Origin of the sequence: Chloracidobacterium sp., assembly GCA_016720705.1 — a bacterium.
Classification (GTDB): domain Bacteria; phylum Acidobacteriota; class Blastocatellia; order Pyrinomonadales; family Pyrinomonadaceae; genus OLB17.
This window is the reverse complement of the sequence record JADKKB010000005.1, coordinates 1-23,190: the sequence shown is the minus strand read 5'-3', so window position 1 is coordinate 23,190 and position 23,190 is coordinate 1. Positions and strand designations below refer to the sequence as shown.

22 protein-coding genes, 1 tRNA gene and 3 pseudogenes are annotated in these 23,190 nt (G+C 53.6%); 13 read left to right on the top strand and 13 right to left on the bottom strand.

The window, feature by feature from the left end:
• Window positions 1–62: 62 nt before the first annotated feature.
• The 3 genes from IPQ00_03400 to IPQ00_03390 are packed head-to-tail and all read right to left on the bottom strand — an operon-like array spanning window position 63 to window position 2,587.
• Window positions 63–1,277: a threonine synthase gene (locus tag IPQ00_03400; GenBank protein ID MBL0239608.1), complete on the bottom strand. Its 1,215-nt coding sequence runs from the start codon at window positions 1,275–1,277 to the stop codon at window positions 63–65.
• A gap of 55 nt (window positions 1,278–1,332) precedes the next feature.
• The gene (locus tag IPQ00_03395; protein MBL0239607.1) at window positions 1,333–1,911 is read right to left on the bottom strand and encodes a hypothetical protein; all 579 of its coding nucleotides are present in this window, start codon (window positions 1,909–1,911) and stop codon (window positions 1,333–1,335) included.
• Window positions 1,912–1,945: 34 nt separating this feature from the next.
• Complete coding sequence (locus tag IPQ00_03390; GenBank protein ID MBL0239606.1) at window positions 1,946–2,587, bottom strand: arylesterase; 642 nt, start codon at window positions 2,585–2,587, stop codon at window positions 1,946–1,948.
• 170 nt (window positions 2,588–2,757) lie between these two features.
• On the opposite strand from IPQ00_03390, the gene IPQ00_03385 reads away from it, so the two are divergent.
• Window positions 2,758–3,456, top strand: a complete 699-nt coding sequence (locus IPQ00_03385) for an ABC transporter ATP-binding protein (GenBank protein ID MBL0239605.1) — start codon at window positions 2,758–2,760, stop codon at window positions 3,454–3,456.
• Entirely contained in the window at window positions 3,453–5,978 is a 2,526-nt protein-coding gene (locus tag IPQ00_03380) for an ABC transporter permease (protein ID MBL0239604.1), read from the top strand. Before IPQ00_03385 ends, IPQ00_03380 begins: the two co-directional genes overlap by 4 nt.
• 5 nt (window positions 5,979–5,983) lie before the next feature.
• Here IPQ00_03380 and IPQ00_03375 read toward each other — a convergent pair whose 3' ends face one another.
• Entirely contained in the window at window positions 5,984–7,261 is a 1,278-nt protein-coding gene (locus tag IPQ00_03375) for a hypothetical protein (GenBank protein MBL0239603.1), read from the bottom strand.
• A gap of 150 nt (window positions 7,262–7,411) precedes the next feature.
• Between IPQ00_03375 and rdgB the strand changes: the two genes are divergently transcribed.
• The 4 genes from rdgB to IPQ00_03355 all read left to right on the top strand — a co-directional run bounded on the left by rdgB (window position 7,412) and on the right by IPQ00_03355 (window position 9,136).
• Window positions 7,412–8,032, top strand: a complete 621-nt coding sequence (gene rdgB, locus IPQ00_03370) for an RdgB/HAM1 family non-canonical purine NTP pyrophosphatase (GenBank protein MBL0239602.1) — start codon at window positions 7,412–7,414, stop codon at window positions 8,030–8,032.
• A 64-nt stretch (window positions 8,033–8,096) separates the two neighbouring features.
• Window positions 8,097–8,173, top strand: a tRNA-Pro gene (locus IPQ00_03365).
• Window positions 8,174–8,285: 112 nt separating this feature from the next.
• On the top strand, window positions 8,286–8,567 hold the full coding sequence (locus IPQ00_03360) for an HU family DNA-binding protein (protein MBL0239601.1): 282 nt from the start codon (window positions 8,286–8,288) through the stop codon (window positions 8,565–8,567).
• 320 nt (window positions 8,568–8,887) lie between these two features.
• Complete coding sequence (locus IPQ00_03355) at window positions 8,888–9,136, top strand: hypothetical protein (GenBank protein ID MBL0239600.1); 249 nt, start codon at window positions 8,888–8,890, stop codon at window positions 9,134–9,136.
• A gap of 64 nt (window positions 9,137–9,200) precedes the next feature.
• Here the strand turns inward: IPQ00_03355 and IPQ00_03350 are convergent, their stop codons facing one another.
• A complete protein-coding gene (locus tag IPQ00_03350) occupies window positions 9,201–11,015 on the bottom strand; it encodes a hypothetical protein (protein MBL0239599.1) in 1,815 nt (604 codons plus the stop codon).
• A 99-nt stretch (window positions 11,016–11,114) separates the two neighbouring features.
• On the opposite strand from IPQ00_03350, the gene IPQ00_03345 reads away from it, so the two are divergent.
• Window positions 11,115–11,561: a GatB/YqeY domain-containing protein gene (locus IPQ00_03345; protein MBL0239598.1), complete on the top strand. Its 447-nt coding sequence runs from the start codon at window positions 11,115–11,117 to the stop codon at window positions 11,559–11,561.
• Between the two features lie 21 nt (window positions 11,562–11,582).
• On the opposite strand, the gene IPQ00_03340 is transcribed toward IPQ00_03345, so the two are convergent.
• Window positions 11,583–12,452 (bottom strand): UbiA family prenyltransferase, encoded by an 870-nt coding sequence (locus IPQ00_03340; GenBank protein ID MBL0239597.1) that lies wholly within the window; start codon window positions 12,450–12,452, stop codon window positions 11,583–11,585.
• Window positions 12,453–13,423: 971 nt separating this feature from the next.
• On the opposite strand from IPQ00_03340, the gene IPQ00_03335 reads away from it, so the two are divergent.
• Window positions 13,424–13,747 (top strand): DUF2227 family putative metal-binding protein, encoded by a 324-nt coding sequence (locus IPQ00_03335; protein MBL0239596.1) that lies wholly within the window; start codon window positions 13,424–13,426, stop codon window positions 13,745–13,747.
• Between the two features lie 91 nt (window positions 13,748–13,838).
• Window positions 13,839–14,129 (top strand): hypothetical protein, encoded by a 291-nt coding sequence (locus tag IPQ00_03330; GenBank protein ID MBL0239595.1) that lies wholly within the window; start codon window positions 13,839–13,841, stop codon window positions 14,127–14,129.
• Here the strand turns inward: IPQ00_03330 and IPQ00_03325 are convergent.
• Together IPQ00_03325 and IPQ00_03320 are read right to left on the bottom strand one after the other, a co-directional pair.
• Window positions 14,119–14,349, bottom strand: a complete 231-nt coding sequence (locus IPQ00_03325; GenBank protein ID MBL0239594.1) for a hypothetical protein — start codon at window positions 14,347–14,349, stop codon at window positions 14,119–14,121. The genes IPQ00_03330 and IPQ00_03325 overlap by 11 nt on opposite strands.
• 148 nt (window positions 14,350–14,497) lie before the next feature.
• The gene (locus IPQ00_03320) at window positions 14,498–14,815 is read right to left on the bottom strand and encodes a hypothetical protein (protein MBL0239593.1); all 318 of its coding nucleotides are present in this window, start codon (window positions 14,813–14,815) and stop codon (window positions 14,498–14,500) included.
• 321 nt (window positions 14,816–15,136) lie between these two features.
• Between IPQ00_03320 and IPQ00_03315 the strand changes: the two are divergent.
• Together IPQ00_03315 and wecB are read left to right on the top strand one after the other, a co-directional pair.
• Window positions 15,137–16,323, top strand: a pseudogene (locus tag IPQ00_03315) (nucleotide sugar dehydrogenase).
• Between the two features lie 131 nt (window positions 16,324–16,454).
• Window positions 16,455–17,471: pseudogene (gene wecB / locus IPQ00_03310) on the top strand (UDP-N-acetylglucosamine 2-epimerase (non-hydrolyzing)).
• A 242-nt stretch (window positions 17,472–17,713) separates the two neighbouring features.
• Here wecB and IPQ00_03305 read toward each other — a convergent pair.
• Both IPQ00_03305 and bcp read right to left on the bottom strand, forming a co-directional pair.
• Complete coding sequence (locus tag IPQ00_03305; protein MBL0239592.1) at window positions 17,714–18,052, bottom strand: hypothetical protein; 339 nt, start codon at window positions 18,050–18,052, stop codon at window positions 17,714–17,716.
• 3 nt (window positions 18,053–18,055) lie between these two features.
• Window positions 18,056–18,514, bottom strand: a pseudogene (gene bcp / locus IPQ00_03300) (thioredoxin-dependent thiol peroxidase).
• 61 nt (window positions 18,515–18,575) lie between these two features.
• Between bcp and IPQ00_03295 the strand changes: the two are divergent.
• On the top strand, window positions 18,576–18,734 hold the full coding sequence (locus tag IPQ00_03295; GenBank protein MBL0239591.1) for a hypothetical protein: 159 nt from the start codon (window positions 18,576–18,578) through the stop codon (window positions 18,732–18,734).
• Window positions 18,735–19,451: 717 nt separating this feature from the next.
• Here the strand turns inward: IPQ00_03295 and IPQ00_03290 are convergent.
• On the bottom strand, window positions 19,452–19,643 hold the full coding sequence (locus tag IPQ00_03290; protein ID MBL0239590.1) for a hypothetical protein: 192 nt from the start codon (window positions 19,641–19,643) through the stop codon (window positions 19,452–19,454).
• A gap of 463 nt (window positions 19,644–20,106) precedes the next feature.
• Here IPQ00_03290 and IPQ00_03285 point away from each other — a divergent pair, with 463 nt between their 5' ends.
• On the top strand, window positions 20,107–20,373 hold the full coding sequence (locus IPQ00_03285; protein MBL0239589.1) for a hypothetical protein: 267 nt from the start codon (window positions 20,107–20,109) through the stop codon (window positions 20,371–20,373).
• Here the strand turns inward: IPQ00_03285 and IPQ00_03280 are convergent.
• Both IPQ00_03280 and IPQ00_03275 read right to left on the bottom strand, forming a co-directional pair.
• Window positions 20,326–20,556, bottom strand: coding sequence for a hypothetical protein (locus IPQ00_03280; GenBank protein MBL0239588.1), 231 nt, complete (start codon window positions 20,554–20,556; stop codon window positions 20,326–20,328). The genes IPQ00_03285 and IPQ00_03280 overlap by 48 nt on opposite strands.
• 1,842 nt (window positions 20,557–22,398) lie before the next feature.
• Window positions 22,399–22,572 carry a hypothetical protein gene (locus tag IPQ00_03275; GenBank protein ID MBL0239587.1) on the bottom strand — a complete coding sequence of 58 codons (174 nt, stop codon included), beginning with the start codon at window positions 22,570–22,572 and terminating at the stop codon, window positions 22,399–22,401.
• Between the last annotated feature and the right edge of the window lie 618 nt (window positions 22,573–23,190).

Genomic DNA, 23,190 nt, shown 5'->3' with positions numbered 1-23,190 from the left:
AGATCGCCGTGATCGACCGGGCCGTCTTAGGTGACTTGATAAAGCGAATTCACATCAGGCCTTTATTCGAACGCTTCCAGATATTTTATGCCCGAGCCCGTATTAAATATGACGACCGACTCGCCCTCGCGCACGAGGTTTTGAGCGATAAGCTTTCGCAGAGCGGGCAGACAGGCGGCGCCTTCGGGGGCGGTGAAGATGCCGGTGGCGGCTCCGATCTCCGCGACAGCGTCGACAAGTTCGGCGTCCGTCACCGAAATTGCGGTTCCGCCGGATGCACGGATCGCGTCCAGGATGAGAAAATCGCCGATCGCTTTCGGCACGCGAAGCCCGGACGCGACGGTAGCGGCGTTTTCGAATTCGTCGGCAAATCGCTCGCCCTTTTCAAACGCACGCACGATCGGTGCGCACGTATCAGATTGGACGGTGACCATTCGCGGACGTTTTGAACCGATCCAGCCCATTTGCTCCATCTCGGCAAACGCTTTCCACATCCCAATAAGGCCTGTACCGCCGCCGGTCGGGTAAAGGATAACGTCGGGTAAATGTCCGATAAACTTCAGTTTGTCGTTCCCCTCATCATCAAACTGAAGTTTGATGGACATTTGTTCGAAAAGCTCATAGCCCATCGTCTTTTTGCCCTCTACGCGATATGGCTCTTTGAGCGTGGAGACGTCAAACCAGCCTTCGGCCTCCTTGCGTTCGGCGACCATCTTGCCACAGTCGGTGATGAGGCCGTCAACGAGCGTGACATTGGCTCCGGTTTGCTGACATTCGACGATATTTGCGCGCGGAGTGTCGGCGGGCATAAAGATGAAGGCTTCCATTCCGGCCTTTGCGGCATAGGCGGCCAACGCACCGGCGGCGTTTCCGGCCGATGGGACGGCGACCTTTTTGACGCCGAGTTCCTTCGCCATTGAGATCGCGGCGGTCATCCCGCGTGCCTTAAAGCTCTGGGTCGGATTTTGGCCTTCGTCCTTAATATATAGGTCGAGTTTGAGCGGAAGTGCGTCGGCCAATCGGTCGACCTTAAAGAGTGGCGTCCAGCCTTCGCCAAACGATACGGTATTTTCGGCCGCCTCGACCGGCAAGACCTCGCGATAGCGCCATAGTGATGATTCGCGTGTCTTGAGCGACTCTTGCGTCAGCGTTTCGGCCGCCTTTACGAGGTCGTAGCGAACGAGCAAGGGCTTTCCGCATTTGACGCAGAGGTTTTGAAGAGTGCGGGCCTCGTGACGAAGCCCGCATAGTGCACATTCGAGATGGGTAACGTTCATACCTTCCTACGTTAACCACCTCAGCGAAAAATGTCACGACCGAGTCGTCACCCGATCATTTTTTGAATGCAAATTCTTTGACGAGATTGAATAGAGCATTGACGCCCAGCGATATCGAACCGGTCTTAACACCTTCTTTCCAATCGTAGCGCGCCGGATACCAGACCTGTGTCGCGATCATATTAGCCGAATATGTTCCGACGATCCGCGGCAGACCGATCGTGCGTTTGCCCTTCGCCGTTCGCGCGGTAACCGTAGAAAGGAAGGCATTCTTGACCCGGGACCCGGCATCGCGTTTGGTGCTACGGTAATAGTGGCTATCGAGCTTAAGCGCCTCGTCCATTCCGTAAATGACCGTATTGCGAATGACCGTCTTGCCAAAATTTGACGCGAATCTGCGGCCGAACCCTTCGGTTGAACGGCCCCACTCTTTTGGGGTATCGGCCGCGGTTGAAAATGCCGCACCTGCTCCGACACCGACCCACGCAAATGGACCGACCGTATCGTTCACAAAACGCTTGAAACGCTTGTCGGCATCAGGCCGAGTGTAGTTGGCGGCGGTGCCGCCGGCCTGTGCCATCGCTCCGGCACACACGGAGAGTATAAGGATATTTATAAAAACAAACTTTTTCATAGATAGTAGATTCGCCGAAAGTTCGGCATTAGTTTCACTTTGCGAGCATTGGTTTGAGAGCTGTATAGACATTGTCAGTCATCAGCTTTTCGCCCTCAGCGTTGGGATGAATGCCGTCAGCTTGATTCAGCTCTTTTTTCATCGCGACACCGTCGAGCAGAAACGGCAGAAAATCGAGTTTATGCTCGGTCGCTAGATCCGGAAACACATTAATAAAATCCTTGGAATAATCTGTACCGCCGCCGGGCGGGGCAAGCATTCCGCAGAGCAGTATCCGCACGTTTTTCGCCTTTGCCTTACGGATCATCGTGTCGAGATTGGTCTTTACCTTCGCCGGCGGCACGCCTCGCATTAGATCGTTTGCACCAAGTTCGAGGATGAGGATCTTAATATTTTCCATCTCCAGGACCCAATCAATGCGTTCGAGGCCGCCAAGCGTTGTGTCGCCCGACACGCCGGCGTTGATCACTTCAAAATCGTAACCGTCCCCCGCCAGCTTTTGCTGCAGCAGATACGGATAAGACTCTTTTTCAAGCAAACCGAAACCCGCTGTCAGACTGTCGCCAAAGGCAACTATTTTTGGCCGGTCAGCCCTGATCTGCGGCGTCGCGAGCGGCTTGGCCGATGCCGCCGAGTTTTGCTGGCCGCCCGACGAACCGCAGCCAACGCCAAGCATTGCCAAAAAGATGAAACTAACCGCAATTGAAATTCGAATTACAGACCGCATAGGTTAATGTTAATAATACGTGCGTTCAACAACTTTCGATGCACAATAATTGAAACTTGTTCACCTAATTTTCGCAAGTTAAGATTCAAAGTGGGCCGCCGGGGCGCAATTATCGCGATATGATCCAACTAAAAAACGTCACCAAGACTGTTCGGTCAGGATCTGACGACCTGACAATTCTGGATGATGTATCGATGTCGATACCGGACGGACAGTTCGTTTCGATCACCGGTGCCTCGGGTAGCGGCAAATCAACATTGCTCGGGCTGATCGCCGGGCTCGATGAACCGACATCAGGGACCATTATGGTCGATGACGATGAGATCACCGCCCAAACCGACGACAAACTCGCACAAATTCGCAGCGAGAAGATCGGCTTTGTCTTTCAGTCATTTCATCTGATCCCGAGTCTGACGGCTTACGAAAATATTCTGATCCCGATGGAGATCCTCGGCCTCAAGGACGCTCGGACCCGTGCTAACAAGTTGCTTGCCGATGTCGATCTAACAAATCGCGGCCACCACTATCCGCCCGAACTCTCCGGCGGCGAACAGCAGCGTGTGGCCATCGCCAGGGCATTTGCCAATTCGCCTAAGTATCTTTTGGCGGATGAACCGACCGGTAATCTTGACTCTAAGAATGGTCAGCATATTTTTGATCTGATGACAGAACTTCACCGTCAGAGCGATGTGACGCTGGTGCTCGTCACCCACGATCACGCCCTCGCCGCGCGTGCACAACGCCAGATTATACTGCGCGACGGTCGGGTCGTCAGCGACGAACTCAACGGTCAAGGCAGCGGCGGAGCAGCGGAATGAAGTTTATTTTCAATCTGACAATTCGCGAGATCCGCTCGTCCTGGCGGCGCTTGCTGTTCTTTTTTCTGTGCATCGCGCTTGGGGTCGGCTCGGTCGTCGCTCTCCGATCGCTGATACAGAATCTGACAAGAGCGGTCGGTTCCGATGCCCGGGCGCTTCTGACCGCTGACATCGAACTGAGTTCGACCAATGATTTTTCGCCCGCCGAGATCGCCAAGATCGAGGAAGTCATCGGCAGATCCTCAATTGTCGAGGATCGAAACGAGACTATCACCACCGCGATGATGGTCCGGCCTACGGATCGAATGAACACATCGCTTAAGTTTGTAGAACTCAAAGGGATCGAACCGCCATTCCCGCTCGTCGGGCAGTTTACCATCACGGGCGGCCAGCCATTTGATTTTGCCCTGCTCAAGGACAATGGTGCGGTGATCGCCGAGATCTTGCTCGAGGATCTAAAGGTCAAAGTGGGCGACAAACTCAAGATCGGCGAGGGTGAATTTACCATTCGAGCGACATTTGACGAAGAACCGGGCGGAACCAACGGTTTCAGGCTCGGCAGCCGCGTCTTTATCGAAAAAAAGGCGTTTGACTCGGCGGGCATAACCCGTAATACCGGACGGATTCGCCGTCGAATTCTCTACCGCACCGCCGACGACCCGACCGATCTCGTCCGCCAACTCCGCGATGCACTCAAGGGCACGACCATCACCACCTCCTCGTACCGCGAACAGCAGGAGAATATGGGCGAGCAGTTCACACGTACTGAGAACTATCTCGCTCTGACCGGCCTTTTGATCCTGGTGCTTGGCGGTGTCGGCGTGTGGAATGTCGCACGAGCATTCGTCGAGCAAAAGCGAAAGACGATCGCCGTACTCAAGTGTCTTGGCGCAAGCGGCACGCGGGTCATCTCAGTCTATCTGCTCCAAATATTGACGTTGGGACTGGTCGGCAGTCTATTCGGCGTGGTTCTGGCACAGGCGGCGATGCTGCTCGTAAAATGGCGGTTTGCTGATGTAATGCCGGCAAAGATGACGTATGCCGTGAGCTTTTCGACCGGATTTCAGGGTGCGGTGCTCGGAGTTTTGATCTCGCTTTTATTTTCGGCACTGCCGCTGCTCCAGATCCGGACCATCAAGCCAAAGCTTCTGCTTCGTGACGAAAACAACTCGAGCCTGAACAGACTCGATCGGACAAAATGGATATTCGGCGCGGTTTCGGTGGCCGGCCTGCTCGGCCTCGCGGTGTGGCAAGCGGGATCCTTTAAGGTCGGCGCATTCTTTCTGGCCGGACTCGCGGTCACCTCTCTGATATTGTATTCCGCGGCGACGGCCCTGACCTGGCTTTTGCGGCGGGTCAAGCCATTTTCGTCATTCTCGATGACGCAGGCTATTAATTCGCTTTACCGTCCGGGCAACCAGACACGCATCATCCTTTTGGCGGTCGGCCTTGGTGCCTTTGTCGTTCTGGCGGTGCAGTCAATGCAGGCAAATCTCGTCCGCGAATTTGATTTTTCACGAAACCAGAAATTACCGAGCCTGTTTTTTGTCGATATCCAAAAGAGCCAGGTTGACGAACTTCGACAGCTTCTGGCCGATCGGACCGGCGAGCAACCGGAGATAATTCCGACCGTGCGGGCACGCGTGGCATACGTCAACGGCGTAGCATTTGACTATACAAACCGCGAGGTGCGGCAGCAGCAGGGCCAGATCGGACGCGAATTTGCAGTAACATACCGCGAAAAGCTGGATGAGAACGAGAGCGTCATTGCGGGTCAGTGGTGGGACGCGTCGCCGGCGGACGTGCCGGAGGTTTCCCTGGAGGAAGATATGGCATCGCGGTTGCAGGTCACTGCCGGTGACTCGGTCACCTTCGACATCTCGGGGCGCAAGATCACGGCACGTGTCGCGAATATACGGAAACTCGATCTTCGCAATACGCGGACCGCGTTCATCTTTGTCTTCCGTCCGGGTGTGCTCGAAAAGGCACCCCAGAGCTTTGCCGCAACCGTCGTCAAACATATGGGTGCGACCGACCGCCAGAGGCTTCAACGGGACATTCTCGAACGATTTCCGAACGTACAGATCTTCGACGTTGCCGACATCATCGCTACTGTTCAACGTCTGATCGCCAATTTTGTACTCGCGATCTCGTTCGTCGGCAGCTTTGTGATGCTCAGTGGCATTCTGATCCTGATCGGTTCGATCGCACTGACAAAATCGCAGCGGATATATGAGAACGCGATCCTCAAGACGCTCGGGGCAAAGCGGCGGGTTTTGGCGGCGATCTTATTTGTCGAATATGGCTTGCTTGGACTTTTGGCCGGGATCATCGGAGCCGGATTTGCGGTTGCACTGTCGTTTGCTGTCAGCCGATTTGTGATGAATATCAAATGGGAGTTTGATCCCGCGGCACTAGTGTTAGGTGTCTTGGTCACCGCATTTCTGGTAATGGCAGTCGGCGTGGCGGCGAGCTTTGACGTGCTGTTTCGCAAACCGCTCGGCACTTTGCGTTCGCAATAGCTCGCTTAGGCCTTGGGGATCTCAAACGGATGTTTTTCGAGCACCGCCCGCATATTGACCTGAGCAAAAAGTGTCTCGACGTAGGCCCCAAAGCGATGAAGGATCGGCACGAGATCCTTTTTTTCTTTGGTAACGATGATCTCTTCGGCAAATCGCTCAAAGGTTTCCTTATCTTTGTAAAATAGAAATGATACGGCCTCAATAAGATATGTCTCGAGTGCCGCGTTGAGGGTCGCGACAGGCGCCGGTTCCGGTTCCCGCTCGGCTCTCTGAGCGAGTTTCATAATGTCGTAGAGGTCCTGGCGGAGCTTTAAGCTTCGGCGGAGTTTGATCTCAAAATTCGGAAATAGCTCCATCGCATCCGTCGTCGGTTCGAACTGGCGGGCAAATCCGGTCAGGATGTGCTGAAAGCTCTCGGCCAAAACCGCGTGAGCAGCCTCGATCCGCGCATACACCGATGTCGGCGGTCGAACCGATGTGAGGCCCGCGAGTTCGAGTTGGACGACCTTTTTGAGTTCGATCGACGCCATATATGACGCACCGTCGATAGCGGCGGTAAATTCGTCATCGGTGTCACCCGACCGCTCGACCCTCTGGTTCAAGTGGGCGATCAATTCGAGCGTCATTTCGTTAATGCGCGAAAATAGCAACAGGGACGGTTTCAAAGGCTCGTCGGCCGCCAACATCCTGCCAACTATATCCAGCAACCGCAGGATACGGCCAAATCGAGGTAGGATCACCGCATATTCGGGCCGCTCGGCACCGCTGGTTCCAAATACGGTCCGCTGCAAGATCTCGGGCAGATGATCGTCTCCGCCGGCGTCGGTCAGTGCAACGAGCTTAGCGAAAGCGGGTACTGCCGCCAATCGATCGACGAATACACGGCACCAGGCCTGCCATTCAGACAAGCTCAACGAGTCCGATTCCTGCAGGCTCTCGGCCAGCACGAGTGGTTCGCGCAGTGCCGCACCAAACTGCAGTATCTCATCCATCGATAGATTAAATTCTGGCAGGATAGAATCGCCCGCGAGCGAAATTTGCAGTACCAACCGCGAACACCTTTGCAACACATTACGCGACAGGCGCAGATCGCGGATGAGGTCCGTACCTGTGCTTTGCGCGGCCCGATCACCAAATGCGTCACCGGCGGACGACAGAAAACTATCGAGCCCGGCGGTCCAACCGGCCAGGTCAAGTACAGCGTTTACCGTCGCCGATCCCGAGTCGTCTCGCGGCGTTAGTTCTGAAGTGTCGGCAATTTGGTCAATAGTAGCGGATAGCAAAGTGTGATTTCCCCGTTAAAGAGTAATAGGCAGAGGCGAAACGTAGAAAATTTCGCTAACTCTATTTATACATTTATTTGCCTGCTGTTGGCAACGGAAATCGCTTTTGCCGGTGACGTCTTGATCAACACTCGGCTATATTAACCTTCTATGCACATTACCGAACCGATCACCAGACTCACGATCGCCACGCTTAACCAGGGAAAGCTAGTTGAAATAAAGCGTCTATTGGCCGGAATGCCGATCGAGATACTAAGCCTGCTCAGTCTGACTAATCCGGCCGAAGTCGAGGAGACAGGTGGGACATTTGCCGAAAATGCGGAACTAAAGGCATCGCAGTACGCCCAGATGACCGGCACATATACGCTCGCGGACGACTCCGGACTTGAGGTCGCGGCACTCGGCGGACGGCCCGGCGTACACTCGGCACGGTACGGCGGGGCCGAGACGGGATTCGACCAAAAGATGGCTATGATCCTCGCCGAACTTGCCGATTCGGGCAGCGCGGATCGCAGTGCGAGATTTGTGTGTAGCATGGCCATCGCCGATCCCTCGGGCCGGATCGTGCACAGAGCCGACGGCATTTGCAGCGGCCGGATCGCTCCGCAACCGTGCGGAAATGGCGGTTTTGGCTACGATCCTATCTTCGTGCCCGACGGCCACAACGGCACATTCGGCGAGCTTTCGGCGGCCGTTAAACACGAAATCAGCCACCGAGCGCGCGCATTGGCCGAAATAATGCCGTTTTTACGCGATAATACGGCACTTTGACTTGACCCGACGCATTTTCAGCCTTAGAATTCGACACTTGGAATTGTTTCTGGAGTGAGACAGACGGGGCGTAGCACAGCCTGGTAGTGCGCACGGTTTGGGACCGTGAGGCCGCAAGTTCGAATCTTGCCGCCCCGACCAATCAAATAGTTTACGATTGGTCGATAACACCAATTTGCGGTAAGTCCGCGATACGATTTTTCACTGAAGACGTTTTTAATATTCACAACCACACTTGGAGGATAGATAAATTATGGCACGTATGACACAAACGGAAATCATCAGTAGCTTGGCTGAAACGACGGGATGCAAGAAGACCGACGTTAAGGGCATGTTTGACGCATTGGCAGCTTTGGCTACGGATGAAGTCAAAAAGAACGGCGAATTCACGCTGCCGGGCTTTGGCAAATTGGTCAAGGCAACCCGCAAGGCCCGCGAAGGCCGCAACCCTGCAACGGGAGCAACCATCAAGATCCCGGCGAAGACCACCGTTAAGTTCCGTCTGGGCAAAGCAATGAAAGACGCGGTCAGCTAAGACCACAACATTTCGTAGCTTGTTTTTAGCGAAACGGCAGACCTTGTGGTCTGTCGTTTTTGCATTTGTAGCCGATATTTGCAAAAAAGTGGCGTTTGATGAAAAAAAAGTAGTGACAAAGCGTCGAACTCTCTGTTAACATCTACTTACAAGTTGAAAGGAAGATAACAGGCGCATTATCCCTGCAACGTAAAGGTTGAGGATTTCAACTTATTTTTACCGTTTTGCGGTTTTTACGTGAATCGGCCGTTCCATTGGACATTTATGGAACGAGATCTCTCGGGTAGCGAGAGAATTTTATATATAAAGGAGAATAAAAAGTGGCAGCAGCTAGACCAATGAGTTTGCAAGACCGAGTCCTGCAGATCGATCACATCCAAGCACGCCGTTTTTCTAAATTGACTGGCGATACTCTCGAGATCGCAACGGAAGGCATCATCAGACATCTGAGGGCTTGCGTTCGTATGGACGTGAATCCTGACGCCTCAGCCGTTCGCGAGATCATAGACGACGCTCTCAATGGGCGCCGAGTGTTTGCGGAAACGTCAAACGACCTACTCGCAGCTTAGTAGTACTAATATCTTAAGTAATACCAACTCCGGCCGCCTTTATTAAGGGCGGCCTTTTTTTGTGCTATTGCCGCAGCTTTAGGCGATAGAGCATCGATCTGCCCAGCCTCTCGCCGGCGTCACGCTCAAACCATTTGTCCACGTTTGCCAGGTCAGGCTGAAAGTCCGCGTCACAGATAAGGTAATCGGGCGGGCGGTTTGCCGCCTTTGCAGGGTCAAAATCCTTTATATAATCGGCGTATTTCAGCGCCTCGGCGTCGATCTCGCCAAAACTCAGCGGCTTGTACGCTGCGTTGAGCCGATCGGTGTGCCTGCCCCATCCGAATAGTGCGATCACCGAAACAAAATCGTCGCCGCTCTTCATCCCGGCGGCAAGTTGCCGCGACGATATACCCTGATAGTTGAGGTATTGGTAATAGCGTTCCTTGTTCTCATCCCACGTTACGCCTGCAAAAACGTGCTGATGCCGGGCCCAGAGCGTGGCTTGCGGGGCGATGGTCGGAAGGTCGTCGGCCTCAGCGATGCCGAAATGCAGCACCGTCTGCAGGTGACGATCCGGCGAATCGCCGGCGAGTTCCGTCAGGCGGCGGGCAACCGGTATTTGTTGATCGCGGAGCACGTTTACATCGTCCAAAACCCTGACCGTATAGTGACACTCGACAAAGCCCCACGCCGCCGCCGTAATCGCCAGCACGGCAAACACGGGCCTTGATCGCGAGGTTTCTCCGAAGCCCTTGATCACCAGGCCGATCGTTACTACCAGAGCAAGCCCTGCGACATAGTTGCCGATAAAGACCTCGTAATGAATGGGCTGGAGCGAACGCCCTGTGATGACCTGCTGATTAAATACGGCGATCGGGACGAGTGCCAGCGACAGCGCAAATACACTCGAACGCTCTCGCAACTCGATCACGCCGATCAGTGCCGACGCCATCAGGATAGCGATCACTGCGTAGCTGATCACCTCGGGCACGCGAAACAGATCAGGAGCGTGGGTCAGGATAAGCAGTTGGACATCGTCCATCGTGTGCGACCGCTGTGAAAGAAGGTACGCGTACGGCACCAGAAATACGACACATCCCGCACCGACGCCAACTAACCACATCAGATCCCGCCGAAAGCCGTCGGGCCTCAGGATCAGGTAGCTGAGCAGCAAACATACGAGCCAGGCGGCGGCAGCGGTCCAAACATAAAAGTACGAAAATGCTGTGTAGCCGAAACAAACCGTCGCTGCCGCAGCGGCCAGAAAGTTAGGCCCCGAAGGCATCCGGCGTCGATCATTCGGGTCGCGCTCAAGCAGTTTCCAAACCAACGCGATCAAGCCGAAAAACGCCGGGAAAGCCATTGCCGGTATGTAGCGTCTGAAGCCGGGGAAGTACGGATACGAATAACCGGAACCGAGGATCTCGCCGATCGCACCTTCGCCTGCAAATAGAGCTCCGCCCGCCAAAACCACAAGACTTGCGGCCATCGCGTACCAACTGTCACCGGTCACCATACCGATGAACCAAAAGATCACGAATGCCGTCAGAAAGGCCGCAAAGGCACCAGCCAGCGTCATCGCCCAAGGCGCGCCGATGCCCAAGATGCGGGCCGGGATCGCGATCGTGTAGGGGCCGGCAAATTGTATAGAGAATAGTGATTCGGGCTGCGGATGCTCCGCCGAATCGTCGCGTCCGGTGTATGGGTCGTTCTTTCGCGGGCGGCCGTCGATCAGAGCCCTGAGATAGGCTGCGTAAGCGACTTCGTCGATGTCGTTGTAGGCGTAATTCCCTTGCCAGTCGCTCCCGCGAAGATAGACCATCTTCATCTGCGGATACAGCGAAAAGACCGCCAAAAACAGCCCTGCAATGATCCCAAATCGCCAGCGTAGCTTCATAAACGAACTGACAGATTAGCATACTGTGCGCCCCTCGCGACAGTTTTCGGCCGCAAACGCGGGCTTGAGTATCACGGACACTCACCTTAGACTATGCGTATGAGCTTAAAAGAAACGATAATTTCCGACCTGACCGCCGCGATGAAGGCCAAGGACGTCGACAAACTCTCGACGCTTCGGATGGTCAAGGCCAATCTGATGAATCGCCAGATCGATAAGGGTAGCGACCTGACCGATGACGAAGTGCTAAAGACATTGCATACGCTAGTCAAGCAGCGTCGCGATTCGATCGACAGCTACGAAAAGGCCGGCCGCCCGGAACTCGCCGCCAAAGAAGCGGCCGAGATCGTCCATATTGAGATATATCTGCCGCAGTCGGCAACCGCTGACGAGATCGCCGCTGCCGTTGACGCCGCCGTCGCCGAGACCGGTGCTTCGACAATGAAAGATATGGGATCGGTGATGAAAGCCGCGATGGTACACCTCGCCGGCAAGTCCGCTGACGGCCGAATGGTCAGCGACGCGGTCAAGGCTAAGCTCGCGTAGTATTTGCCGCCAAAAAGCGGTCTACCGGGCCATAAACACCGCTCCGCCAAAGGTGAGCAGCAGTATCACGCTGACGAATGCGTTGGTGGTGAAGAATGCCGCGTTCATACGGCTCAGGTCGTTTGAACGGACGAGGGTGTGCTGGTACAGCAAGAGGACGCCGACCGCGATAACGCCCGCGAGTGCGAGCCATCCGAGTCCGCTGACCAAATAGACGATCATCAGCACGATAAAGGCCTGCAGATGAAATAGGCGTGCGATCCAGAGCGAGTTGGCGATGCCGAACCGTGCCGGTATCGAATGCAATCCGCTGCGCCGGTCATACTCGAAATCCTGACACGCGTACATCACGTCAAATCCCGCCGTCCACATCAGTACAAGCAGGGATAGCAGGATCGGCAGTTCGTCATTAAGCGTGCCGCGTACCGCGATCCACGCCGCCGACGGCGATATCGCAAGTGCCAGCCCGAGCAGCAGATGTGCAAATACCGTAAAGCGCTTGGCGTACGAATATCCCAAAACCACGATCAGAGCGACCGGCGACAGGGCAAACGTGAGCCAATTAAGCGAGTACGAAGCGAGCAGAAACAGCCCGATCGAGATATATAGAAACACCCACGCAAAGCCGACCGACAGCTTGCCCGACGGTATCTCGCGGCCCGCTGTCCTCGGGTTTTTGGCGTCGATGTCGCGATCGATAATGCGGTTAAACGTCATCGCCGCCGAACGCGCGCCGACCATCGCTAGCGTGATCCACAACACTTGCGGCCAAGTCGGAAGCCCGTTTGCCGCGAGCACCGCTCCCAAAAAAGCAAACGGCAGTGCGAACAGCGTATGCTCAAATTTGATCATCGCCAGCGTCTTCTGCAGTTTTTGCCAAAAGCCTTTCATTACACTTCCGTCCGGAGGCCAAGCGAAAAGTGTAACAAAATCGCCGATTCGCGTCATATGAGCGTGAAACGATCCGGCCGGCATCTACTAGCGAACGCGGCCGACAACCTCCTGTCAGAACCGGGAGCGATAGCGGCCGGGTTCTTTTCCGGACAATCAAAAGCCCGCGAACGCGGCCCAGACTCCTGTCAGAACCGGGAGCGATAGCGACTGGGTTTTTTGTAATCAATTTTTTGGTGGGGGTGGGGAGATGCTCGCTCATTTTTTTTTTTTTGGTCATAGATAATATTATGCCCCACAACAACTTCTGTGGGAATATTGGATTGTGGGCTCGGACGGCACGCAATTCATGTAGCTTTGGGTGTGATCTTTTGGAAAATACTTGCAATAACGAAAGGGTTCGGAGAAATGACGAATAACGAATTTCGAATACGGAATAGCGGCAGGTGTGGTTTCTGACCGAAAGAAAAAGGGCAGGTTTAGCGGAAAACAGCCGTGCCATTTTTGAAGCGGTGTTACTTGCACAACGTAAAAATGGCACGATTTGGCGGCTGCGATGCCAAAAATGGCACGATTTATGGCACGAATTTTGGCGCGGTCGAGGCTTTTGCATTACACAATGTTCGTTTGAGAATTACTGAATGCAGAACACAGAATGACCCAATTCGGATGGATCGCAATACTCGGATACCGGGAATTGTATTGTGAAACAACAGAATTCCGGTAAACGCCACAAACACACGCGTTACAGCACTTCCGAGCACATTTAGCGATGAACCTGAGGGGAAGAAAATTAATTTGAAACAAAATCGGGGGTTAAAGTCGCTAAACAAAGTACTTAAGTTGTTTCAAATTCGCCAAAAACGTGAAATTAATTTGAAACACTTTGGTGCGATTTGGGCGGTTTATTGAGCGCATTAGATTGCGATCTTGGAGCGATGCCTCTTCGAGGTATAAGGTAGAATTAAGCGATGCCAGGCGGATCAAAACACGACGCGATCACGATTGATACTGTCAGTACCGGCGACCGTGATCACATATGGCGGTCAGTAGCTGCCGATAGCAACGGCGACAGTCAGTGCGGCTTTCTTGTTTGGCGGCCTGATGTTCGGGCCCGACCTCGACACGATCTCGCGTCGTATTCACGCTGGTCAGTCTTTCGGATTATATGGTTTCCGTACCGTCATTTCTTCAAGCACCGCTCTCGCTTTTCGCACGGGCTGTTATTTGGAGCATTGTTTCGGGTTATCTATTTTCTCGGGTGGCAACGATACTTGCGTATCTGGCCGCCTTGATACGAAACGGTATTGCCGGCGATGGTATGCCCGACGTCGCCAGCCTCGCCCGAGCCGGGCACGATCCGCGACGTCATACGCAGCTATCTGGGTGAAACTTTTTCTATTATTTGCGTTTTTGGGCCTATGGCTCGGTGCGGCAAACCATACTCTGGCCGATATAGCCAGTACATTTATCAAGACCGGCCGGCGTGAAGTTTTTCTAACCGCGGCCGCCGGTTCGGGCCGACAGCAGCCTGGCAGCGTGCCGCCGGACTCCGTCGAAACGTTACGGTTCTTTGACAATGCGGTCAGATCTCGCAGCTGCAGCCGCGACATAATGGTCAGCGAATTGGCGATCGGCGTTCGCGGATTGCGTACCAGCGAGTGCATCACGCCGTAGCTTCGCGACCATTGACGGTTGGACGCGATCTGCCGGAGGACGTCTTCGGAAAGGCTGCGCATCGCCATTCGTCGTCGGTGTCTTTATCAGGCACCTCGATCTGTTGGGCGAGGAACAGAGCGTCCTCGGCACTCAGGCCGGAATCATCGCCGTCGTCCGCGATATCGACGCGCTCGACAAATTCGGCGGCGGCCTCTTTTGCCCTGGGCACGAGGCTCATTGGCGATCTGCTGGGCACCGCGCTCTTTTCGAAAAACTCGCGTTTTGTTTCGCTGGCTCGCCGGTCCGCCTCGGACGTTCGGTGCGGTTGCCGAGAATAGCCTCGATTATGCTCGAGTCACGGATTAGTAACTGCTGATTGAGCGATATCAACTCGAGCAGGTCTCCGCTGGTCGTCTTACATTACCGCAAACCCCGCGATCGCGGCGGATGGTGTATTGGCGTTCTGGATTATTGACTGATACGCGGCGTTCGGCCGATGCTCCCGAGGCGACAAAGTACGCCAGAACGGCGGGTGCCGTGTCGTGCGATGACAACGTCCCGTCGAGTGCGACCGAACTCTGCGTGCTCAGCGTCTGCCGTGCATTTTCTTTCAGTTCGGCATCATCGCCGTCGTAGAAACTGACAAGTATCTCGAGCAGGTCCGATTGCGGCGGCGGCAAGGAATGCCCGCGACGCCGCGACACACGCCGTACGCGCTGCTTTGCCCTCGACAACCGATCGGACTACAGGATTATTGGAATGTACCCCAAAACTCATAAGAAGTCGGAGAATAGAACCTATTGACTGTATTAAAAATACTTGGAGGGCACCGCGTGAAAAACCCTGCTAATATTAACACATCGCGCGAAATTTGACTAACATTACTGCTTAACATAGTTTAGAACATCCGCACCTCGTTTTCCCAAGTGATTTCATCGCGGCGCCAGCCCAAACGAACGTAATAGAATATCTGACACTGATCAAAGACGAATTTGAACAACTGATCTCGGAACCCAGGTGCCCGTATCGGCGTCATCGGCCTCAGCTATGTCGGCCTGCCGTTGATCGTCGGATTTGCATTAAAAGGTTACGACTCGATCGGTTTGAGGTTGACGACAAAAAGGCCCAATCAGGTCAACACCGGCGTCTCGTACATCGTGGACGTGCCGGACGAAGACCTTAGGAAATGCGTCGATTCCGGCAAACTGTCGGCCTGACCGACTTTCGCCGGCTTGCCGAGTGCGACGTGATCATCATCTGCGTCCCGACGCCGCTGAGAAAGACCAAGGATCCGGATATGTCATATATCCTGGCAGCGCGGCGCCGATATCGAACGATCGCTCCGCCGTCGCCAACTAATTATCCTGGAATCGACCACGTATCCTGGCACGACCGACGAAATGCTGCAGCCGATGTTTGAAGAAAACGGGTTTAAGCTCGACGAGGACTTTCTGCTTGCGTTCTCGCCGGAGGGTCGATCCGGGCAACCCGCAGTTTCAGACCCACAACATCCCTGAAGGTCGTCGGCGGTTGCTGCGATTCAACGGCGATCGCGGCGATGCTCTATGGCCAGATCGTCGAGAACGTCTTTTCCCGTCTCGTCAGCCTGGGTCGCCGAGGCGTGTAAGCTCTGGGAAAACACATTTCGGGCCATCAACATCGGAATGGCAAACGAAATGGCTAAGCTCTGCAACGCCCTCGGCATCAACCCATGGGAAGTCGTACGAGCAGCCGCGACCAAGCCGTTCGGCTTTATGCCGTTTATCCGGACCAGGCATCGGCGGCCACCGCATTCCGCTCGATCCGCATTATCTAACGTGGAAAGCCCGACAGCACGGCTTTGATTCGCAGTTCATAAGCCTTGCCGAGCAGGTCAATTCGGGGATGCCGAACTACGTCGTCGAACTTGCCCCCGACGCTCTGAATGACGTCAAAACCCGTCAACGGATCAAAGATACTGATCCTCGGCGTCGCGTACAAAGGACATCGACGATATGCGCGAGTCGCCGGCGTTATCGATCATTGACCTTTGCGGGCCGCGGGGCGAAGTCAGTTATCACGACCCCGTTTGTCCCCGAGGTCACTTTTGACCACGCCTACACGATCGGCGACGGCGAGCCGCTTTAACCAGGAGTTGACGGACGAGTTGATACAGACCGCCGACTGCGTGATCAATATCTGTACCGAACATTCGCCCCCGTGGATTACCTGAGGTTTGCGAAATTAAGCATCGCTGGTTGTGGACACTCGCAACGCACTGTCAACCGATACTCGTAACGGAAGCAAAGCGAGGGTCGTCAGACTCTAGCCGCCGACATTGCAGGCGACGGCGTCCAGTATAAAATGCTAAAAGTTCTAAACATCGTCGGTGCCGGGGCCCAATTTATGAAGGTCGCTCCGATCTACGCCGAGATGAGCGACGCTCTAGTGAATTTCAGCCCTTGATCTTTGCATTCCGGTCAGCATTACGATGCGGCGATGTCAGATTCATTCTTTGAGGATCTCGGCATGCCCAAACCGGACGTCTATCTCGGTATGGGCTCGGCGTCGCTCGCAGTTCAGACCGCCAAGGTGATGACCGAATTTGAGCCCGTACTGCTCAGACATAGACCCGATTAGGTCGTGGTGGTCGGCGACGTCAATTCGACCATCGCCCTGTGCACTCGTCGCGGTAAAACTCCGCGTCAAGGTTGCTCACGTCGAGGCCAGATTGCGTTCGCGTGACCGCTCTATACCTGAGGAGATCAATCGCATTCTTGCCGATTCGATCTCGGATCTGCTGCTCACAACCTCGCAGGACGCAGACGTTAACCTTTTAGCCAAAGGCATTCCGGCATCAAGGATTCGATTTGTCGAAATGTGATGATCGATTCCTGCTTGACCATTTGAAGGTCGCAGCCGCATCAAATGTCCGCGATTCAGTCGGCGTCGGTAGCGAAAGCTACGCTGTCTGTACCCTGCACCGCCGTCTAACGTAGATGATAGAGATACTTTCACAGACATAATCGACGCGTTGATCGAAATATCAAAGCGTTGCCGATCGTATTTCCGGCTCACCCGCGAACGCGTGCCAAGATCGATGAGTTTGGCCTTTTGGAACGTATCTCATCATCAAATATTCGGCTGATCGACCCGCTTGGCTACGTCGATTTTATGCGGCTGTATGGCAGGGGGCAGAACATGTGCTGACCGATTCAGGCGGACTCCCGGAAAACGACGGTGCTCAGGATTCCTTGCCTGACGCTCCGCGAAAACACCGAGCGACCGGTCACCATCGAACTCGGCACCAATATTCTGGTCGGAACCGACCCGGAGAAGATCAAGGCAGGCTGCATTTGAGGCTTTGGCAGGCGACCGTAAGCCGGAAAGCGCAAAGTCCCGCCGCTCTGGGATGGTAAGGCCGCCGGGCGAATCTGTGATGAGTGCTGGCAAACTAAGATTCGGATCAAATCGAAAAGACGCTAAAGAGCATCAATCTCATAAAAGCGCCTTTTCACTCAAATCGTGATCAGCTTACTGACCCTTTTCCATGGATAGCCGGCCGTTTTCCAGGCTTGTGTGCCGCCTAGTAATGCGTAAACATTCAGGATCTGCTTTTTCGTTCATTTGGAATGCCAAACTGGCACTCGTGTGTTCTTTTCCTCAGGAACAATAGACAATGATCTTCTTGCCCTTGGGCAGAGAATCGAAATTTGGTGCCTGGCCACTGTAGGCAATATTGATGGCACCGGCGATATGCTCCTCGAAATGACGGTTCCGGCACTGCTGTCCACAAGGACCGCATTGCCTTCGTCAAACGCCTTTTTAGCGTCCACGAGCGTGATCCTGGGCACCTCGTCGTCATTTGCAAACTTTTTGAACGGTACGGTTTGCTGACACGCCGCGACCGTGAGCAAGAGCATCGCAGCAAACGCCGCTACGAACTTATATGCCGCTTTCATAGATTATTTTTCCACAAACGCGGCAAGCACCTCATCCGCGTGCTCGGCAACGACGGCCCTATCCAAGACCTTGGCAATCTTGCCGTCATCGATCAAAAAAGTCTTTCTCAGTGTGCCCATATACTTTTTGCCTTACGTGCTTTCAGCCCAAACGCCGTATGCCTCGACGATCTGCTTTTTCGGTATCGGCTAGCAGGTCAAAATGGCAGTTGGATTTTGATATGAACTTTTGATGAGATTTTTTCGCTATCGGTCGATACACCAAGCACCTTGATCCCTTTTGCATTAAAAACGTCGTCGGCATCGCGAAACAGAGCAAGCTTCTTTAGTACATCCGGGCGTATCATCCTTCCGGATAAAATACAAAACGACTCGCTTTCCGCTAAAATCGGACAGTTTAACCACATTGCCGTTTTGGTCAGTTGACACAAAATCCGGCGCCGCATCTCCCGCTTGTAACATTGTTAATTTACTCCTCTTCGAACTCTAATAACGATACAATTTTGCCCCATTAGGCCGATCGATGCAAGCTACTTTTCTTACCGAAATTCCATTTGATGCCGGTGGTCAGCAGCAAGTCGTTCTTCTCGGTGACACCGAACGGACGATTATTAAATCGGTCTCGACCGTAATGAACCAACCGATCCGCTTAGTGATATCGGCCGAAAGCGATGCGTCATAGATAATCCGATACTTGCTGGCCGTGTCAGATCCTGATAGAAGGTAAACGAATTTTGCACCTTAAGCCCGTTCGGTAAATTTATGTTTGAATGCTGCCGCACCGAGCGCTTCGGGTGTGTCGGTGTTCGCCCGACCTGCCACCCGATTCCACGCAGTCCGATCAAAGGTCAAGCTCCGTGGTCGTTCTTGATCATATGGTTATGCCGGGAGGCCGCCGATGATGACTGAACGGAAATTGAGCCCTTTGGCCTATCGCGTTACAAATCCAGGACCCAAGCTGAATAGTTTTCGGTTGGAATCGCGATCATATCTCGAGTCCACCCCCGGGCGCCTTTGGGTCGTACTCTGCAGCGTTGCGGTTGCTCTTCCAAAGGCTTCGGGCATAGACCGTGAGTTTGTCGCTGTGTCAGTCTTCGACGCCCTGACGCCACTCGCGAGCGTAGACGTGCTACTGTTGCCTGAAGTGAAGCTGAACCCGATATTGGCGTTGCCCTCCCAACCATCGACGATTCCCATATACCGTCCGCCGAAAAGTCAGGCTTTTGGTTTCGGCGTTGCGGGTGTCGCTGGTTTTATCGTCGACTCCGATGTAGCCTTTGCCGGATCAGCGGTTGAGGCCCGGAAGCACCTTGTTCTTTGTCTCCGATGTATCCGCGGGCCACTCACCCGATGCCGAAAATATTTGTCACCGGACGCTCCGCATCGATCGTTTCGATACCTACTCCATCGCGATCCGGATACGCCCGGCATATTGAGTTTCGAGCACCACGCCGTCGCGGTCCCGTGATACCACAATTCCGGATAACCTGTCGCCGTTTTTCAGTCTGATCTCGTGAGCAGATGCGCTCAACGCCGTAGCGGTCACTATCGCCAGCACCATCAATATCTTAAATAGCTTTTTGTTCATCATCTTATATGAATTCGTCCGACCAATTCGAGCGTCTCCGGACACAGATCGTACATAAAGTTATGATATTAGCACTTTCCAAAAAGCTGTGTTAATACTCGGCGTCCTCCGGACAAGCCCTCAATTTGACCAAATGTGCCGCCGAACTATAGATTGAAATGGCGACAAGAATGAAAATACTTGCTGAAAGAAGGCGATCGAACTGCTGACGGAGATCAGAAATGGGTTTGCGGAGAATGTTCGAACTAGTTTTGAACACCGTAAGAGTTGTCTGACGTGCAATACGCCGGAAGCGTGTTGTCTGGACGAGCATTTTGTAAATGTGCGTATCTCGCGTCTTGAGGCGGTGGCGATCGGCGGCGTCTTCGATTCCGCTGGCGGCCGAACGGCGAAACCGTCATTGAGAGAATAGCGGATTCTATCGAACGCTGCGGGCTTGATGAACGTGAAGATCCCCTGAAGACCTATGCTTGTCCACTCTACGAAAAGAACTGGCTGTCTGGTTCATCTCCGGGCAAAGCCGTTGCCCTGCATTCAACTCGCCTGCTACGAGTCCGCCGCCGACCTACCGCCGGATGAACTGCTCGATCAGGCCGAGGCGGCGGTCGACGATCTGAACCGACGAACCTTCGCACATCGGCAGCCATTGCTTGCGATACCTACCGCCCTCGAGCGTTTTGCAAGCTCAGGCGAACTTCTTGATCTTGCCGCCGACGATCGTGCAAGGTATTAGCGGCGCAGAAAGACTGCGTGATACCATACCGGCAGATAATTTCCAAGCCGCGATCTCGACTGCGGCCCCAAACCGTAAAAGCAATAGGCCGAGGATCATTGTGCTCCTGCGATTCTCGTTCGCAACAATGGCCGTCAGATAGCCCGCCATCAGCGAAGTGATAATGCTGCGGACTATATTCATCGCGAGTACGGTGCTATCGGCCTGGAACGGTTCTTTGTTTGTAAATGCAGCGTTTCAAAAGCGTTCTGGTACTCCTGTACCAAGCGATCGTGCTGACCATAACCTGAGTCGCTACCGATCCAGACTATCGACCACGCCAGAAGAAACCGGCGATCACACCCAGAATTATTCGAATCATAGTCTAAGCTCTCCCCTTTGTCTCGTATTTTGCCGGTGGAGTAAATCGTTTGAACGACGATTCCCGCTATCTTCGACATCAAAAACCACTGTGCGACACTCTATTATTCTACCCGCTTAATGTCAATGGTCTCAATGGGTTTCCCAAATTGCGCTCAAAAGCGATATCAGCAGCAGCACTGCCGACGACGACAATGGATTCCCATAAAGCGCATCACCGAAGCTCGATCGTAGTTCGCAGATCACTATATGAGTCTGTCAAAATCGGAATTACCTCGCTTCGAACAATTTGCCGCCCGGCGGAATAAGGTTAGAAGGCTTTTCAATCTGTTGCTTCAGATTGGCGGTTTCAGATCTTACCAAAGAGATTCAGGCGGTCGGTCATATCCGTTCGTATATTGAGGGGCCGAGATATTTGCCGCCGGCGATCGTTTGACATTTTTACCGATCGTGGTTCTGGCAACATCAAAATGGTCAAGTTTCGCGAGCCCGGCAAAGAAGTGATCGCAGGTATATTTGATTGCGGGAGAGATATTTGCAATTCCTCGGTGATCGACGGTGGCAGTTATCCTGCCACGGCGATCGCTATCGAAACCCGACCAAATTAATGCTCATGGATCGAAGTGACTTTTTGCGATTTGTGAGCAGTTATCGAGTTTCAGGCCAGGTATAATGGCCCGGATGTGCGGCGTTACGAGAGATCAGGTCGCTATGATGATCAAAACCTCGCGATATCGTCACCGGATCACCCGTTTACAACGATATCATTAAGCTTGTGGACGGCACCATTTTCGATCAACCTGCTCAAGATCGAACTGCGGCGAGAATATCGTAAAAGATGGCCGGCCTTACTGCGGAAACTACTATCCGCGTTATCATCGACTCGCTGATAAAGGGAGTTGATCCCGAATCGACCGTGGCAAGATCGTGGTGGTGGCCTCGCCCAACTTAAGCGGGCCGTGGAAAGTTAATTTCGCCTCAGTTTGTATCAACGAAATGAAGCACACGCCCCGCAGTTGCTTCGGTCCGCACCTTTATAAAATCAGCTCTATCTCCCTCAAATAGTTCGTCAGTGGTCTCATTAATATGTCGAGCCAACGCCCGATGTTCAGGAACTAATGTCTCCTTTGAATTCAATTCGCCGTGAACCTGGATGGATTGCGGCCGTGTTTGACGTAAACGTGGGTTTGAAGCGATCGTTTCCCAAAGTCCGCAATAACCGGCGGGTGATGTTCAAGATCAGTTTTGCAATATCCGTGAAAATATAGCCGATCACATCGTCGGTCGTCGCGCGATAAAACCGCTCCATCAACAGGTCCTATATCCTCACGGTTCTCGATATCTTTCACATATCCACTTCTTTGTCGTTAGTATAGAGATGCGGCCAGAACCCCTGGCCGCATCTTTGGATTTTTCTAGTACCAGGTGAGCGAGATATGCATACTTCCTCGGTCCTGCTTTCGCGCTGGTCAACATCGGTTTGAGGGCAAACCGTACAAATGCCACCGCACCGATCGCGAAAACCGTGTCGCCGGATAGTCCATCCATCGCCGCACTTGCATCAGATCGGTCTGCGCAAAATTCCGGTCCGCGTGCGGCTGTATCCTTTCGACACCGTTGATGCGTCTGCAACAGGCCGATCGGTAAAAGGCTGAAGGATCTCCATCAAAGGCCTATATTGATGATCATCCAAAATGAAAACGCCAACTTTGTATTCCATTTACGCTCAGGTTTCATCGCTCGCATACAGAACAACAAAAGGGCCAGGCCGAGGGTGCCATAAACTGCCAAATACAGCGATCCGTGAGCGTGTACCGCCGTCGTGTTCAACCCCTGCATATATTAGAGAGCGATTGGCGGATTGATCATAAAGCCAGATATGCCGGCTCAGAGCCAGATTCCAAAATGCCACGCCACAAAGCTATACCCATTGATACTGTCCCAACCACGGCCGCGACTGCGGGTAAGGTATGTTGTCAAACGCTTCAAAGCCGACGAAAATAATAGGAACGATCTCACAAATTAAGCGGAACGCACCAGTCCGAATGCCAGAGCGATGGTCGGTGTCCCCGCAAAACACAAATGGCGCAATTTTCCGATAATGCCGCCACGCTAAGGTGGATCGCTCCGGACAGAAGCGAGGCGTATGCTGCATTATCTGAGTTGATGACGCTTTAGCCGTGCAAAAAAAAGCGACGACCACCGTGGCAAAGACCTCCAAAAGCCGCTGACCCCAGAGGTGCGACCCACCAACGCCAGTACTCGACTTCCGTTAGGTGCGTACGCATTCCAGAACAAACCCGGTGCGTAAAAGCGATACCGGCGGTCGTCGCCAGATGAAGCATTATCTGGCGACTTACTATTGCCCTCGTGTTTGAGAGCAGGTATTGCCGAACGATGCGATCAGGAACAGCCACAACAACAACCGGACAAGCAATGCAGCCTGCCCTTACGACC

Excerpts from the sequence above, each read along its gene's own strand:
- IPQ00_03400 (MBL0239608.1), bottom strand. The coding sequence starts at position 1,277 with ATGAACGTTACCCATCTCGAATGTGCACTATGCGGGCTTCGTCACGAG.
- IPQ00_03395 (MBL0239607.1), bottom strand. The coding sequence starts at position 1,911 with ATGAAAAAGTTTGTTTTTATAAATATCCTTATACTCTCCGTGTGTGCC.
- IPQ00_03390 (MBL0239606.1), bottom strand. The coding sequence starts at position 2,587 with ATGCTTGGCGTTGGCTGCGGTTCGTCGGGCGGCCAGCAAAACTCGGCG.
- IPQ00_03385 (MBL0239605.1), top strand. The coding sequence starts at position 2,758 with ATGATCCAACTAAAAAACGTCACCAAGACTGTTCGGTCAGGATCTGAC.
- IPQ00_03380 (MBL0239604.1), top strand. The coding sequence starts at position 3,453 with ATGAAGTTTATTTTCAATCTGACAATTCGCGAGATCCGCTCGTCCTGG.
- rdgB (MBL0239602.1), top strand. The coding sequence starts at position 7,412 with ATGCACATTACCGAACCGATCACCAGACTCACGATCGCCACGCTTAAC.
- IPQ00_03360 (MBL0239601.1), top strand. The coding sequence starts at position 8,286 with ATGGCACGTATGACACAAACGGAAATCATCAGTAGCTTGGCTGAAACG.
- IPQ00_03350 (MBL0239599.1), bottom strand. The coding sequence starts at position 11,015 with ATGAAGCTACGCTGGCGATTTGGGATCATTGCAGGGCTGTTTTTGGCG.
- IPQ00_03345 (MBL0239598.1), top strand. The coding sequence starts at position 11,115 with ATGAGCTTAAAAGAAACGATAATTTCCGACCTGACCGCCGCGATGAAG.
- IPQ00_03340 (MBL0239597.1), bottom strand. The coding sequence starts at position 12,452 with ATGAAAGGCTTTTGGCAAAAACTGCAGAAGACGCTGGCGATGATCAAA.
- IPQ00_03335 (MBL0239596.1), top strand. The coding sequence starts at position 13,424 with ATGCCAGGCGGATCAAAACACGACGCGATCACGATTGATACTGTCAGT.
- IPQ00_03325 (MBL0239594.1), bottom strand. The coding sequence starts at position 14,349 with ATGAGCCTCGTGCCCAGGGCAAAAGAGGCCGCCGCCGAATTTGTCGAG.
- IPQ00_03305 (MBL0239592.1), bottom strand. The coding sequence starts at position 18,052 with ATGAAAGCGGCATATAAGTTCGTAGCGGCGTTTGCTGCGATGCTCTTG.
- IPQ00_03295 (MBL0239591.1), top strand. The coding sequence starts at position 18,576 with ATGCAAGCTACTTTTCTTACCGAAATTCCATTTGATGCCGGTGGTCAG.
- IPQ00_03290 (MBL0239590.1), bottom strand. The coding sequence starts at position 19,643 with ATGATGAACAAAAAGCTATTTAAGATATTGATGGTGCTGGCGATAGTG.
- IPQ00_03285 (MBL0239589.1), top strand. The coding sequence starts at position 20,107 with ATGCTTGTCCACTCTACGAAAAGAACTGGCTGTCTGGTTCATCTCCGG.
- IPQ00_03280 (MBL0239588.1), bottom strand. The coding sequence starts at position 20,556 with ATGAATATAGTCCGCAGCATTATCACTTCGCTGATGGCGGGCTATCTG.
- IPQ00_03275 (MBL0239587.1), bottom strand. The coding sequence starts at position 22,572 with ATGCAGGGGTTGAACACGACGGCGGTACACGCTCACGGATCGCTGTAT.